8 protein-coding genes are annotated in these 15,844 nt (G+C 34.0%); all 8 read right to left on the bottom strand.

Annotated features, from left to right (window positions below):
- Positions 1-27: 27 nt before the first annotated feature.
- Positions 28-1,494, bottom strand: a complete 1,467-nt coding sequence (locus tag LL966_RS16040; RefSeq protein ID WP_229354646.1) for a glycoside hydrolase family 30 protein — start codon at positions 1,492-1,494, stop codon at positions 28-30.
- A 91-nt stretch (positions 1,495-1,585) separates the two neighbouring features.
- A complete protein-coding gene (locus tag LL966_RS16035; RefSeq protein WP_229354644.1) occupies positions 1,586-3,040 on the bottom strand; it encodes a glycoside hydrolase family 30 protein in 1,455 nt (484 codons plus the stop codon).
- Between the two features lie 150 nt (positions 3,041-3,190).
- Entirely contained in the window at positions 3,191-4,075 is an 885-nt protein-coding gene (locus tag LL966_RS16030; protein WP_229354643.1) for a hypothetical protein, read from the bottom strand.
- A 19-nt stretch (positions 4,076-4,094) separates the two neighbouring features.
- Complete coding sequence (locus LL966_RS16025) at positions 4,095-5,603, bottom strand: RagB/SusD family nutrient uptake outer membrane protein (protein ID WP_229354642.1); 1,509 nt, start codon at positions 5,601-5,603, stop codon at positions 4,095-4,097.
- A gap of 11 nt (positions 5,604-5,614) precedes the next feature.
- Positions 5,615-8,740 carry a SusC/RagA family TonB-linked outer membrane protein gene (locus LL966_RS16020; protein WP_229354641.1) on the bottom strand — a complete coding sequence of 1,042 codons (3,126 nt, stop codon included), beginning with the start codon at positions 8,738-8,740 and terminating at the stop codon, positions 5,615-5,617.
- 1,079 nt (positions 8,741-9,819) lie between these two features.
- On the bottom strand, positions 9,820-10,611 hold the full coding sequence (locus LL966_RS16015) for a hypothetical protein (RefSeq protein ID WP_229354640.1): 792 nt from the start codon (positions 10,609-10,611) through the stop codon (positions 9,820-9,822).
- 26 nt (positions 10,612-10,637) lie between these two features.
- The gene (locus LL966_RS16010) at positions 10,638-12,344 is read right to left on the bottom strand and encodes a RagB/SusD family nutrient uptake outer membrane protein (protein WP_229354637.1); all 1,707 of its coding nucleotides are present in this window, start codon (positions 12,342-12,344) and stop codon (positions 10,638-10,640) included.
- Between the two features lie 16 nt (positions 12,345-12,360).
- The gene (locus tag LL966_RS16005; RefSeq protein ID WP_229354635.1) at positions 12,361-15,585 is read right to left on the bottom strand and encodes a SusC/RagA family TonB-linked outer membrane protein; all 3,225 of its coding nucleotides are present in this window, start codon (positions 15,583-15,585) and stop codon (positions 12,361-12,363) included.
- Between the last annotated feature and the right edge of the window lie 259 nt (positions 15,586-15,844).

Here is a 15,844-nt window from a genome sequence, read left to right as displayed (position 1 = left end):
TTAGTGGTTTTTTAGTTAGTTGCGCAATTAATACACAATAGTTTGTATCGCATGTGCCGGAATAGTAATTGTATTTTTTGATTTTTGATTTTCTAAAGAATAAACAATCTGTTTTTCAGATTGATTCATAACTACTGTAATCAATTGTCCGTCTGAGTTGATGAAAGAGGTGCTTAATAAAGATTTATCATTTACTGTTTCGATAATTCTTTTAGCATTAGGTCTGATGAATTTTGAGAAATGTCCAATATAATAATACATCGGTGTAAAAATCAGTTCGTCTTTTGTAGTGTCAGCATGAATTGGTGCAAAACAGAAATTACCAACATGATTAGGTCCTCCGTTTTGATCTAAAAGAATATTCCAGTCTGTCCAAGCTACAGTTCCGTTATTAAAATCGTTTATTATATTAATTCCGTAACGTTCTGCATTTCCCCAGAATTGATATTTTGTTGGATTAAATCTTTCAACACATCCTTCAGTAAAAATTAAATTTTTGTTTGGAAACTTTTCATGCACTTTTCCAACAGATTCGAATTGTGGCGGACCACCATTCCAAGTTTCGTACCAGTGAAAACCAATTCCCCAAGCATATTTTGAAACTTCAGGATCTGAGAAAACAAGATTGGCACGTTTCTCTAACATGTCGCCTCTATTATGATCCCAAATAATAACATTTTTAGAAGCCAATCCTTCTTTTTCTAAAGTTGGTCCCAGATGATTTTTAAGAAAGTCTCTTTCTGCTTCTGGCGTGTAAATACAAGATTCCCAGCTTTGTTTTGCCATTGGCTCATTTTGAACGGTCAATCCCCAAATCGGAATTCCTTCTTTTTCGTATGCTTTAATAAATTTAGCATAATACAATGCCCAAGCTGGAGCAAACTCTGGCAATAAAACGCCGCCGTGCAAAATATCATTATTGTCTTTCATGAAAGCTGGGGGACTCCATGGACTGGCAAATAAGGTTAGTTTTCCGCCGGCAGTTTTAATTGCTTTTTTGATTAACGGAATTCTATATTTCCGATCGTGATCTATATTAAAAGTCTTTAACTCTTTATCTCCTTCTGTTATGTAAGTATAACTGTCACTGCTAAAATCGCAGCTGTGAATGTTTGTTCTCGCTAAAGAATAACCAATTCCTTTGTTTTTATCGTAATACGCATCTAGAAATTCTTGCTGTTTTTTTGGAGATAATTTGGCAAATACTTCTGCGCTTGCGTCTGTAATGGCGCCTCCAATTCCGATAAATGTTTGGTCTGTTTTTTCAGTATTTACAATAATCGATACTGTAGCTTTTTGTTGTGTGTTGTTATTTGAAATAAAATCATTTGATAATGACAATTTCAAATTAGTATTTTCGGCAGTAGTAAAAACCTTTATTTTATTGTTTTTTAGCGAAGAAGCATTGTTATTTTGAGCTGTTAGTTTTGTCGAAAAACAGCTTAATAGCATTAAGATAAAGGCTGATAAAAATATTTGAGTTGTTATTTTCATGTTGTTTTAAAAAACAGTTTTAAATTAAAAGCAAGAGAAGACTAATTGGATGATTCAGCATTAGTCTCCTTCATTGCTTTACTACAAAATATTAATAAACAAGCGTTTGTATCGCATGTGCTGGAATTTTAACTACCGATTTTTCGGCTCCAATAATCAAATTATAAGTAAGTTCATTTGCTGATTGGTTCATAACAATAGTTGCCATTGTACCGTCAGTATTTAAGAATGATGTGCTTAATAAAGTGCTTCTGCTAACTGCAGTACTCACTCGAACAGCATTTAAACGAATGAACTTAGAAAAATGTCCGATGTAATAAAAAGATGGCGTGTAGATTAATTCACCTGTTGTTGTATCGGCATGAATTGGTGCAAAACAGAAATTCCCAACGTGATTAGGTCCTCCGTTTTGATCCAAAAGAATGTTCCAATCTGTCCAAGCTACAGTTCCGTTGTTAAAATCATGAATCATATTGATTCCGTAACGTTCTGCATTTCCCCAAAATTGATATTTTGCTGCATTAAATTTCTCGACACATCCTTCTGTAAACATTAGTTTTTTGTCTGGATAAGCTTCATTTACCTTTGCAACATTATCAAACATTGGTGCTCCGCCAGACCAGGTTTCGTACCAGTGAAATCCCATTCCCCAAACATATTTTGCTGCTTCTGGATCAGAATAAATTACGTTGGCGCGATAATTCATTAAATCACGGTTATGATCCCAAACAATGATTTTTTTATCTCCTAAGTTTTCTTTTTTCAAAGTTGGTCCAAGATAATTTTTGATAAAATCTCTTTCAGCTTCAGCTGTATAAATACAAGATTCCCAAGTTTGAGTTGCCATTGGTTCATTTTGTGTAGAAGTTCCCCAAATCGGGATTCCTTCTTTTTCGTAGGCTTTTATAAACTTTGCATAGAAATTTGCCCAAGTTTGATAGTATTCAGGAAGTAAAGTTCCTCCTTTTAATACATTTTTGTTACTTTTCATAAAAGCATTTGGCGACCAAGGTGCAACATATGTTGTCAATTTCCCGCCTGCCTTTTGAATAGCTTGTTTAATTAAAGGAATACGATATTGCCTGTCATGATCAATAGAAAAAGTTTTCAGATCTTTATCGCCTTCTTCGATATAAGAATAGCTTCCACTGCTAAAATCAGAACTCTGAATCGTTGTTCTTAGCAAAGAATAGCCAATTCCTTTTTGCTGATCGTAATAAGCATTTAAAAATTCTGCTTGTTTTTCTTTTGAAAGTTTAGCAAATATTTCGGCACTTGCATCTGTAATGGCGCCTCCAATTCCCATAAAAGTCTGAAACTTTTTTGCTGGTTCTACAAAAACCGAAAATTCAGTTTCTAGAGGTTGTTTTGATGCAGAAAAAGTCAGATTATCTGTAGAAGTTAATCTCAGCTTTGAGTTTTCTGCTGTGGTGTAAACGGTTATTTTTTTTCCACTAGTTGTAAATTCCTTTTTTGCTTTTGGCTGTTGTGCAATAGCTGCAACGGAAAACAAAAGGCACAAAATCTTTAGACTATTTTTTTTCATTCGCTTCCAATTATTATTGTTTTAATTGAAGTTTTGGAGAAATCTAAAAACTGGTTTTTTCACCTTTTAAAGAATTTAAAAAATAGCCCATACTCATAATGATTATGGGCTATTTACAACCAAACTTAAACTTAAACTTAACTTAACTCTTTATTTTCCTCGGAACTCAATTTTTGAAACTGTAATTCCATCTTTTGTAAACTTGTTACCTCCGCAACGGATTAGTAAATAGATTTTTCCTGTTTCTGTGAATTTAACTACGTTTGAAACCGTTCCAGTTTTGTCGTTTTTAACACATCCAACAACAGAAAGCATTCCAGAGAAACCTGCTTTTGCGCAGCCATCCCAAGTGCTTAATCCCATAACTTTGTTGTCTTTGTATTCAACACCCGAAGCAGGAAATGATTTTCCGGCATAAACTTCAAACCAAGTTTCATCAGAACCACTTGGAGAAGACACTTTCATATCTATTGTATACTCTTTATCTTTTACAACGTCGATTGCTTGATAAATTCCTTCTTGAGCCCATCCTCCTGGAGAATGAAGTGTTGCGCTATTATTGGCATAAGACCAAAAAGCTGAACCAGTTGGACTAAGATTTAAAACTGTCCATTTTGCTTGATCTGCAGCAGTTGCAAAAGAACCACCTTGAACTAAATTTCCTTTTAACGGATCTGAAGTCGCAACCACAACATCTTTTGAAGCTGAAGCCGTAGCTCCTCCTGCTCCAATTGCAGTATGTACAATTGTGTAAGTACCCGCATCTGGAAGAGAAATTTCTTCTTCCATTTTTCCTGCATAAGCACCTGCTCCTTTATCCCAAATAGATTTTAAAACTCCTTTTGGCTGAGCCACTAACTTATAAGTATTTACTTTTCCTTCAACAGGAGTAATTGTAAACGATGCATCAACAGTTCCTGCGGTTAATCCATTATTATCAATGGAATCGTCTGGCTGACAACTAGTAACACTTAATACTGCTGTCATAAAAAACAATGCTAAAAACCCTTGTTTTTTCATTAAATTTATTTTCATATGATATTGTATTAACTGATTAGTAATTAGGATTTTGAACTAGCTTTGTGTTTTCTAAATCTTTTTGTGGAATTGGCCAAATTTCATTTTTACCCGCCACAAATCCGCTAGAAGCAAGTACAGAAGCCGCTTTTCCAGTTCTAACTAAGTCAAACCAACGGTGTCCTTCTCCAGCCAATTCTAATCTTCTTTCGTTAGCAATAGCATCTAATGAAACTGGCACAGAAGTCAATCCAACTCTAGCTCTTACAGCATCTAATAAAGCTTGCGCTCTAACTCCAGTTCCACCTAAAGCTTCCGCTTCCATTAAATAAGTATCAGCTAAACGAATAGCATAAGTATCTTGCTTATAATTTAAAGCCGCTGCTCCACCACCTTGAGAAGTATCACCGTTTAAAGGCATAAATTTCTTCAAGAAATATCCTGTATCTTGATCTCCAGGCGCATAATCAGCAACACCTGCAGCTTTTAAAGCAAGTAAGTCTACAATTGTAGCATCAAAACGAGGATCACCTTTTAAGGCATTATATAAACTTGGCGTTACTGGATTAAAACTCCATCCTGAGACGTAATCTACAGCTGCTCCTGTTTTTTTGGTATATCCTCTTGGACCAACCATGATGTTAACAGAATTTCCTTCATCGTTTCCTCCACCCCAGAATCCCCAGTCTGCATTACTTTTATCAGTATGCATAATTTCGATAATTGCTTCTGAGTTGAATTTGTTACTGATAACCCATAAATCTGCAAAATTGCTAAGCAGTTTATATCCGTACATACTAGTTCCTCCTGGAGTACCGTTTACGTCTGCAAATTCGGCAGCTGCAAGAGAATTTTTTCCTTCGTATAAATAAACTTTACCAAGTAATGCTTGTACAGCTCCTTTAGAAAAACGTCCTCCTTCTGTTGCAACATCAACTGTATTTGGCAGAACCGCTTTTGCTTCCATTAAATCTTTCTCAATTTGAGCATAAATTTCCTCTGGCTTAGATTGCGTGATTGTGTAAGTTTCAGCTGGTGAAAGTGGTGTTGTAATTAAAGGCAAGTTTCTAAAAGTTCTTACTAATTCAAAATAGTAATACCCGCGCATTGCTTTAGCTTCTGCTGCAAAACGAACTTTTTTTGCTTCATCCATTTTTACACCTGGCAATCTTGACAATAAGATATTTGCTCTGGCGATACCTTGAAAGAAATCTCCCCAGAAACTTCTAGGCATATTAATTTTATCAATCGTATAATTATCAAAAGCATGGATTCCAGCTCCGTCTCCAGGTCCTCCACCTCCAGCTAAGAAATCATCTGAACCTGCATTCATCATACAGATCATGTTTTCAAAACCTTTAGATTGTTTCCCCATAATGTCATAAACGGCAACTAAACCTGAAAAAGCCTCTTTTTCATCTTTGTAGTAATTTGCCTCTAATGGAAGTCCTTTTGGATCTACTGTTAAAAAGTCCTCACCGCAAGAAGAGCCAAGAAGCAATAATCCTGCTGCGACGAATGAATATCTAATATTTTTAATTTTCATGATTCTTAATTTTAAAATTGTAAATTAACCCCTAACATTACTGTTCTAGCTTGTGGATAATATCCTTTATCAATACCAAAAACTCCTCCTCCAATTTCTGGATCATAACCAGAATATCTTGTAAATGTTAATAAATTTTCTCCTGTCATATAAAGTCTTACTTTAGAAAGACCTCCTTTTGAAATAACATCGCTTGGTAAGCTATATCCAATTTGAACAGTTTTGATTCTCCAGTAATCTCCATCTTCTAAATAAAAATCTGACGGATTAGAGAAGTTTTTGTTATTATCTACAGAAGATAAAATTGGATAAGAATTAGTAGATCCTTCACCTGTCCAACGTCCTAAAGCAGAAGTTTGATAGTTAGCATCTGTAATATCTAGACGACGTAATCCTTGGAAAATTTTGTTTCCGATTGCACCTTGAGTAAAGATTAATAAATCAAAGTTTTTGTAATCTAAATTAATTGTGAAACCATAAGTATATTTTGGAAGTGGGCTTCCTAAGAAAGTCTTATCATCATCATCAATTTTACCATCTCCATTATTGTCTTTCCATCTGAAATCACCAGGTCTTGCATTTGGCTGGATTAAACCTCCAGCTGCATTTGTATAAGAATTAATTTCTGCTTGATTTTGAAAAACACCTTGTGTTGTATATCCGTAAAAAGAGTTATAAGATTGTCCAACTTGTGTTCTAGTAACTGCCCCCATATTTTGGAAAGAAGCATCTCCAGAAATAAACTGAATACCTCTTCCTAAGTTTGTTACCTCATTTTCTAAGTAAGAAATGTTTCCACTAAGATTTAAATTTACTTGACCAATTTTTTTACGGTAAGACAATTCTACATCGATACCTTTATTTTGCATGTCTGCGATATTTGCAGAAGGTCTTCCTGCACTACCAACGTGACCAGGTAAATCAATATCTTGTAAGATACCAATTGACTTTTTAACATAAAAATCTGTAGTTAAAGACAAATCATTAAAGAATGTAACATCAAATGCAACGTTAGCTTGTCTAGTTTCTTCCCATTTCAAATCTGGGTTAGAAGGTGCATTTGGACTATTACCAATTACAACAGAACCTTGATTTCCGATTGTATAGTTTCTTCCAGATCCAATAGTAGATAAGAATTTGAAATCTCCGATAGCATCACTACCTGTTACACCATAACCTCCTCTAAATTTCAATTGTGTTACCACTTTGTTTTCTGGCCAGAAATTTTCTTTAGTCGGTACCCAACCTAAAGAGAACGATGGGAAAACTCCGTATTTGTTGTTTTGACCAAAACGAGAAGAACCATCACGACGAACAATACCTGTAAGTAGATATTTTTCTTTGTAATCATAGTTTAATCTAGAAAACAATGAAGTTACTTTATGCTCATATCCGTTAGAAGCTGAAGCAGTGATATCATCCGTTACAGCACCTGAATTAAAAGTTGCTTCGTCAAAAGTAGTTGCTGGAAGGTTTTTGTAAGTTACAGTAGATCCAGAGGTAATATTGTCAACATAAGCACCTTGTCCAACTAAAATAGAAAAGTTATGATCTCCGATTTGTTTTGTATATGAAAGTGTATTTTCAACATTCCAACCAAAACCTCTATTTGAATTTCTAGTTAAACTATTGTTTGGATTAATAGTTGAAGAGTTGAAATAAAATACTGGAGTAAAACTTTCAGATCCCCAGTAAGCCAACTTACCACCTAAAGTAGTTCTAAATTTTAAGCCTTTAATAGCTTCTAATTCTAAATATGCATTTCCAACGAAATTATCAGACCATCCATAATTTCCTAGTCTTGTCTGAATATAAGCTAATGGGTTGCTCATCTCTTGAGTTACTTTTGAAGAGATCCCGTAAGGATTTCCATTTGCATCTCTTACCACATAAGGAAGTGTATATGGCGATTGATTTGCAACGGTTGGATCAGTAACAATAGCAGGTGTAATTGGATCTAAATTGATAGCAGAACTTAAAGGTCCTCCATATTCATTATTAGTATTTCCGATACCCACATTTTTCTCATGAGAATAACCTAAAGTCTGACCGAAAGTTAATCCTTTTACGATTTTATGAGTAGAGTTTAAACGAATGTTTTTTCTGTTATAGTTAGAAATTTGCGTAGCAACGATACCTTCTTGATCTAATAATCCTAAAGAAACGTAGAATGTAGAAACATCATTTCCTCCAGACAAACTTAACTCATGTCCAGTTCTTTGCGCGTGATTGTTAAAAATTTGATCTTGCCAATTAGTACCTACGCCATAAGAAGATGGATTTTGGTAAGGAAGCGTATACGGTTTGCTTGGATCTGGAGTGTAACCGTTTGCATATCTTTCATTCATTAAAGTCGCATATTCTGTAGCGTTTAATAAATCAAGTTTTCTCGCTGCTTCAGAAAAACCAGTGTAACCATTGTAATTTACACTCATTTTACCAGCTCTACCTTTTTTAGTAGTAATAAGAATAACCCCCGCTGCTGCTCTAGCTCCGTAGATTGCTTGAGACGCAGCATCTTTTAAAACCTCCATAGAGGCAATATCTGATTGATTTAAAAAACCAATTCCACCAGAGTCAACAATTACACCGTCAACAACCCATAATGGTTCGTTATTTCCAAAAGAAGTAATACCCCTAACTCTAATTGTAGAAGAAGATCCTGGTTGTCCTGCATTTGCAGCAATAGTAACCCCAGAAACTCTACCTTGAAGAGATTGTTCTACCCTTGTAATTGGTAAATCTTCTAAATCTGATGCTTTTACACTAGAAATTGCTCCAGTAACAACAGATTTCTTTTGAGTACCATATCCAACAACTACAACTTCGTTTAAAGATTGTGATTCTGGTTTTAATTGAATTGAGATTTTAGTTCTTCCGTTTACAGCTTCGGTTACTGTGGTATAACCGATAAACGTAATTGTTAAAGTTCCATTTGAAGGTACTTGAATCTGAAATTTGCCATCGAAATCAGAAGCAGTTGACTTTGTAGTACCTTTTAATAAAACTGTTGCACCTGGAACAGGCATTCCACTTTCATCATTGATTATTCCATTTACTGTGACATCCTGAGCCACAGCTATAACCGAGAATAATAAAGATGAAATACTAAAAACAAGTAATTTTGTTAATTTCATTTTTCTAAAAATTTTGGTTAATTAATTAGTAATTTGATGCAATACTAAAACTAAATTTTTACTTTTCGCATTTAAAAATCATTACAAAAACACATCAAAATTAAAATTTTAATATTATAAAAACACATCAAAAAATACATAAAATATTGATTTTAAAATATTTAAAAAAACAAATAGTAGTACTAAATAAAAGTTAATTATAAAAATAAACACTACATCAATTTATTAAGCTTGTAATTTATTAAAAACAGCATATACTACAACGTGATAGTGCCTTAAACACACCATAAACACTTATTTTATAAACACTTACAGCAACTTTACGTAAAAAATAGATAATAAGTACAAAACAAAGAATATGATATTTTTATACATTTTTTTTTACATAATTCTCAATCTATCAACTTGAAAGAAAATACTTATTTAATATATTTTTAAGAGAATTAACTTACATAATAAAAAGAAACAAGTAAAATACTTAAGAATTTGAATCTTTTAAAAAGATAAAAAAACTGCCGTTTTTATGATTTCTTAGCATAACAGCATTCCTTCTACGAGATATTTTAAACCTTAGAGTTTAATCGTAATCTCCTTTTTTGGCAATTATAAACCGTCTAGAGCTAAATTGCCTAATTATACCCTAAAACAGACTATAAAGGCTTTTAAAAGTAAAGAATGAGCTCTGAGAATTGAGTATTTGGTAAGAATAAGAATCTTATCTTAAATATGATATAAAACCTTGTTTTAGCGGTAAGAATCAGCTGTAAAAGAGGTAAATAGGAGGACGTATTTCAAAACTTTAAACAAAAGGCTGAAATTACTGGATATTCAGTGAGTCATTAAACAAATAAGTTATTTGAATTTAGACCAGAACTGCCTAAAAAGCATATTTATAACATATATATAAAACAATAGCCCATAATCGAAATTATGGGCTATCCAGGCAATAAACTTAACTTAAACTAACCATAGTTTAAATCGTATTGATACTTCATTACAATTGAATGAAATAAAAAGTGTTTGAAAATTCGAAAAAGGAATTTTTTAATCTTCCTTTTTCGAAAATAACTAACATGAAATTATGTTTGAGGCACGAAAACAAATGTCCAACCTGTTCCGTACGTTTCACTATTATTTAAGTACAATACCATTTTATTCGGCTCTAGGCTAACTATGGTATAAACACCATCTTTGTTACCAGCCGCAGATCCTAACATTGTTGAATTGAAAATTGTCAATTGTTTATTTTTAATATCCAATTTAAAAGTTCCTTTCTTTGGCGTAGCGGTTGCTGTTTCATAATGATTGTAGTTAGCAGCTCCATTCAGATCAAAATGCATTTTACCTTTTGCATCACTTGGCGCACAGCAATCACCGGCATTCCACCAAGCTGTCATAGCGCTTTCGGCACTTCCATTTGGAGACATAAACCACCAGAATCTTCCAGATCCCTGTTCACCGTCAAAAACCCAAGTTTTGCCAGCTACAGTATTAGTTCCTACTAAATCGTACCAATCCTGATCTAAAGGCGTATCTAATTGATTGATTTGAACATCTATGGTTTTGGTAAAAAACTCGGCGCCTAAAGTTCCAATAAACGTAAAGGTAGCCTTGCCTGGAATTGGATAAACAAAAGTTACTTCATTTGTCAACGCTTTGTCCAATCCATAATCCCAATATCCAGTAACTCCTGGAGTATCCATACTAAGAGTGATTTTATTTCCTCCTGGAGTACTTTGAGTTGCAACTAATTCAACTCCAGCAACATCAGTAGAATTCTCTAAATGCTTTTCATCAACTATTGGATCACATGCTGAAAAAGTCAACATGAAAATAGCCAATAGAAGATATATTATTTTATTGATTTTCATATTTATCTATTTAATATTGTTAAATTTTACCAACCTGGATTTTGTGTATAAACTCCATTAGATAATCTAAGTTCCGTTTCAGGAAGAGAAACCAAACCTTTCGTTTCTGGTCTGTATTTTACATTGTAATTTGCTGCAGTACCAGAATTTCTAACTGGAATTGTGCTATTAAATGCATTATCAACATCTCCCCAACGAATTAGATCGAACCAATGCAACCCTTCAAAAGCAAATTCATGTAAACGCTCATCTTTGATTGCTTCTAAAGAATATCCAACTGGTCCTAATTTTGCTCTAGCTCTAACTGCATTTAAACCTGCTGCCGTCTTAGTAATTTCAGAATGCATTAATAATACATCTGCATAACGCAGGTAAATAAAATCTTGCGCATGCATTAATTGCATATCACCATTTGACCAGTTATACAATTGAATAAACATACCTTGAGTTGATCCACCAGCGTTAGGATATTGCAATGAAATATATTTTTTATTAAAATATCCTGTCTCATGGTCTCCTTTATCACCCGCATAACCAGCTGTTCCAACGTCTGCTTTTCCAACTTCAAGAATTGAACCTCTCTTTCTTGGATCAAGTTCTGACCAGTTACTGTATAAACTAGGGTTTACAGTACACCATCCCCATCCTTCTCCAAATGGTACTAATGAATTACCACGCAAAGCAGAAAACAGACATAACCTATTAGTATAAATGTTACCGTTTGACCAATTCCAATCTCCGAAAGAAAAACGCTGTACAAACATAGTTTCTAAATTACCTGTACCAAAAGTAGGCGCTGCACCGTCTTGGCCAACCCAAGATAAACCTTCAGTAGCTGCCCATGGTAAAACGTTATTTCCAGAAGCTTTATTAACATAAGAATAAGGCCAAAGATTTCTAAAATCTGAAACAAGTGCATGACCACTATTACTCATACAATCAGTTAAATAACTTGCTACTTGAGTTGCATTTAGAACTCCTCCTTCTGCAAGAGGCAATTCTTCAGTAGCTTTTTTCTCAATGTTTGTCATATAACCTGTATAAAACAAAAATACACGACCTAAATAAGCCTCTGCAACCCATTTGTTTGCATGTCCGTATCTTGACGTTGGAATACTTGGAAATGGAGTTGCTGGCATTGTTTCAATTGCCTTTTTTAAATCTGATGCAATCTGACCAAATGTTTCGCTATAAGTATTTCTTGGTCCGTCTTTTTTTCCATCGATACTTGTAATTAACGGAACTCCTCCGAAGAATTTAGCTAACCTGAAATAGAAAAATGCTCTCATGAAATAAGCTTCCCCAATTGCTTGTTGTTTAAATTGGTCTGCTTCAGCTGGAGTATTAAAATAAGTTGAAAAATCTGCCAAAGGTGTCTTTTCGATAATAGCATTTGTTCTTGCAATACCTCTGTAAGATTGAACCCATAAATCTAAATAAGTATCATCTACTGGATCTTCAAAATTATCAACCCATTTAGCTGTTTTATCATCAGGACCTCCTCCACCTAACATCATATTATCCATCAGGTTTGCAGCAATCTGTTCTTCACTATGTACATTATTCGTATAAATAGCATTATAAACTCCCGCAGTTGCTTCTTCGATATCTTTAGGTGTCTTATAAAAAGTAATCAAACTCTTTTCTGTCAAATTATCGGTATCAAGATAGTCATTACAGCTTGATACGATAAGTACAGACGAAATTGCTAATAAATATTTTATTTTTTTCATTGTAATTGTATTTATATTAAAAATCTGCACTTAAACCAAACATCACCGTTCTAGCTTGTGGATACAAACCTAAATCAATTCCTGAAGCCCATGGAGTATTTGTGTTATCTCCTGACCAACGAACTTCTGGATCCATTCCATCATATTTAGTAAATGTGTAAAGGTTATTTACAGCAACATAAAATTTAAGATTTGAGATAAATTTGAAGTCTTTCAATACTTCGCTGAAGTTATAACCTACTGTTAAGTTGTTTATTCTTAAATAATCAGCATTCTGCATAAAAATATCTGATACAAGTTGCGTATTTCTGTTTGAAGATGCACCAAGTCTAGGCATTTTATCAGATGTTCCTTCTCCATGCCAACGGTTAAACACATCAGAAGTGTAGTTCTGAGCAGGGCTATCGGCAAAAGATCTGTATGATTGCATAACTTGCATACCGAATTTACCTGCCATAGTAGTGTTTAAGTAAACATTTTTATATTCAAAATTCAATTGAATACCCAATTCATAATCAGGATTTGGATTTCCAATATAACCTTTATCAGCTTCGTCAATAACACCATCATTATTCTGATCTACAAAACGAACATCTCCAGGGCGTTGATCAGCAAAATAAGGCTGTCCGTTTGGACCAACATATTCATCAACTTCTTTTTGATTTTGTAAGATACCTGCAGTTCTAAATCCATAGAAATAACCCAATGGAAGACCTACCATACCTCTAGAAATTTCTCCAGTTCCCTGTGATAATACGTTAGATGGACCATGTAAAATTCCGTCAGCATTTGCAATTCTAGTTACTTTATTTTTATTGAAAGCTCCACTTACAGTTACACCGTATTTAAGTCCTCCAATTTTATCACTCCAGTTTACAGAAAACTCAAAACCTTTGTTTTCAATATCTCCACCATTAATATAAGCAGGCGCAGCTCCGTCTGTTCCTCTTCCGGCAGCCAAAACCAACCAATCTTTAGTTGTTTTGTTGTACCAGTCTAAAGTAATGTTCAACTTTGAATCAAATAAACTTGCATCAAGACCAAAATCTAACTGCTCTGATGTTTCCCAAGTCAAATCTGGATTAGTAACTCTAGCTGGATAAGCCGTTGTTCCTGAAACCGGTTTTGTATCTCCAAAAAAGTATCCAGGGAAAACGTAAGCAATATTTGAAGAATAATAGAAATTAGGAATATCCTGATTACCATTTTGTCCCCAGCTTCCTCTTAATTTTAATGAATTAAGCCATTTACCAGTGTTACTCATGAAATCTTCTTTTGTAACTACCCAACCTGCAGAAACAGAAGGGAAATAACCCCATCTTTTGCCATCTGCGAAATTAGAAGAACCGTCAGAACGTAATGTGGCAGAAAGAAGGTATTTTTCTTTATAGTCATATTGAGCTCTAGCAAAATAAGACATAATTCCACCTCCGCCAGCTGCCGTATCCATTCCGCTTGTACTAAGATCATTAAATGTCTTTGGCGTTGTGTTATTCAAGTATGCATATTTTGGATCTTCACCAAAATTCAAATTGTTTCTTGAACCGCTAACGTTATTATTTACTAAATACTGAACTAACTCAGTTCCTACTACAGCAGAAATATTATGGTTTCCAAATTGTTTTTTATACGAAACCGTATTGGTCCAAGTAGAGTTTGCTCCAATATAAGAATACTGAGAAGCACCATTATTAAGCTTTGTGTAAAGTACTCCTAAACCATATGTTGGGCTCATAGATCTGCCATAACCAAACCAAGAGTCAATTCCATAAACCGTTCTAAATTTCAAATCTTTTATTGGTTCAACTTCTAAAAAAGCATTTCCAATTATTCTATTATCCGTTGGATAATTGTAATTACTTCTGTAATACATTATCGCTAATGGATTTGTTTGTCCTGTTGAAATTCCATCTAAAGTTGGAGTAAAACCAAATTTATCGATGTTTCTATCAATCGAAGTTTGCCAATAAGCTGGCTGTAACGGATTTGCAGTTAATGCATTATGCAAGTCATTTCCATAGATATTACCATTAGAAACTCCTCTGTTTTCAGAATTTGTGTAAGTAACATTCTCTCCAACAGTAATAATAGCATGGCTTTCATTTTTCTTCAATACCATTTGAGTATTTAATCTTGTCGTCAGCCTTTTAAAGCTAGCATCAACTATATCACCTCCAATAATACCTGTTTGATCAAAATAAGAAACCCCAAATGAGTAAGTGATATCTTCGCTTCCACCTGTAATGTTAAGGGAATGGTTCATAATAGGAGCATCTTTTTTGCTCATTTCATTAACCCAATTTGTTCCAGTCCATCCATTTTGCAAGTTTTGCCAAACTTCATTTCCTAATTGTGTACCAGCACCAGGATATTGCGTATTTAGCCATGAATTATTAGCTAAAACCGTTTTCCAATCCTGACGAGGCATTCCATCATTTACTCTTCCTTCATCAATAATGTACATGTATTCCTGAGCATTCAAAGGATCTAAGTTTTTGTAGGTATTCTGAATACCATAGTAACTGTCATAAGTAATTCTGGCAGCTCTTCCTTTTTTTCCTTTAATTGTCGTAACCAGTACAACTCCATTAGCAGCTCTAGATCCGTAGATTGCCGCAGAAGCCGCATCCTTTAAGATATCAATAGATTCAATATCTGAAGGGCTTAAATAATCAATATTACCAACAGAAACTCCATCAACGATATACAACGGATTTGAATTTCCATTTGTACCTAATCCACGAATAGTTACCTTAGTTCCAGCACCAGGTGAACCATTTGTTCTAGTAATACTTATACCAGGAGCAATACCTTGAAGTGCTTCCATAGCAGATCCAGTATTCAACTCCTTAATTGTTTCTCCCTTAAGATTTGTAGAAGCACCAGTAATAAGGCCTTTTTTCTGAGTACCATACCCTACTACAACAACTTCATTCAAATTCTGGGAGGCCGTGCTTAGAACAACGCTCATTTTTGTTCTTCCGTTAACAGCTTCATTTAGTGTATTAAAACCAACGAAACTAATAACCAAGGTACCGTTTGAAGGGGCATTGATCTGAAACTTCCCATCAAAGTCAGAAGCGGTAGCTTTATTGGTTCCTTTAACTAAAATTGTTGCCCCTGGGACGGGTAACCCACTTTCGTCGCTAACGATTCCAGTTACCGTCACATCCTGAGCAAATGTGGCAACTGAAAACAGTAAAGACGAAACACAAAAAATAAGTAATTTTGTCAATTTCATTTTTCTAAAAATTTTGGTTAATTAATTAGTAATTTAATGCAATTATAATGTTAAATTTTAACTATCTAGAATTAAAATTCTTTACAAAAACACTTCAAACTAATTTTTAAGACCCTACAAAAACACAACATTTTTTTTTTAATTAATTAATTTACTGTATTTTAGCATTGATAAAATTTTGTTATAAAAATGTTAATTAAAAAAAACGTATATTACATTAGTTTAACACTAACTAAAACGTTGTAAATTAAAAATAATT

The sequence above is a fragment of the Flavobacterium chungbukense genome (assembly GCF_020805785.1).
GTDB classification, from domain to species: Bacteria; Bacteroidota; Bacteroidia; order Flavobacteriales; family Flavobacteriaceae; genus Flavobacterium; species Flavobacterium chungbukense.
Note: the sequence above shows the minus strand (reverse complement) of the source record. Positions and strands in the feature narration are given on the sequence as shown.

Excerpts from the sequence above, each read along its gene's own strand:
- LL966_RS16040 (WP_229354646.1), bottom strand. The coding sequence starts at position 1,494 with ATGAAAATAACAACTCAAATATTTTTATCAGCCTTTATCTTAATGCTA.
- LL966_RS16035 (WP_229354644.1), bottom strand. The coding sequence starts at position 3,040 with ATGAAAAAAAATAGTCTAAAGATTTTGTGCCTTTTGTTTTCCGTTGCA.
- LL966_RS16030 (WP_229354643.1), bottom strand. The coding sequence starts at position 4,075 with ATGAAAATAAATTTAATGAAAAAACAAGGGTTTTTAGCATTGTTTTTT.
- LL966_RS16025 (WP_229354642.1), bottom strand. The coding sequence starts at position 5,603 with ATGAAAATTAAAAATATTAGATATTCATTCGTCGCAGCAGGATTATTG.
- LL966_RS16020 (WP_229354641.1), bottom strand. The coding sequence starts at position 8,740 with ATGAAATTAACAAAATTACTTGTTTTTAGTATTTCATCTTTATTATTC.
- LL966_RS16015 (WP_229354640.1), bottom strand. The coding sequence starts at position 10,611 with ATGAAAATCAATAAAATAATATATCTTCTATTGGCTATTTTCATGTTG.
- LL966_RS16010 (WP_229354637.1), bottom strand. The coding sequence starts at position 12,344 with ATGAAAAAAATAAAATATTTATTAGCAATTTCGTCTGTACTTATCGTA.
- LL966_RS16005 (WP_229354635.1), bottom strand. The coding sequence starts at position 15,585 with ATGAAATTGACAAAATTACTTATTTTTTGTGTTTCGTCTTTACTGTTT.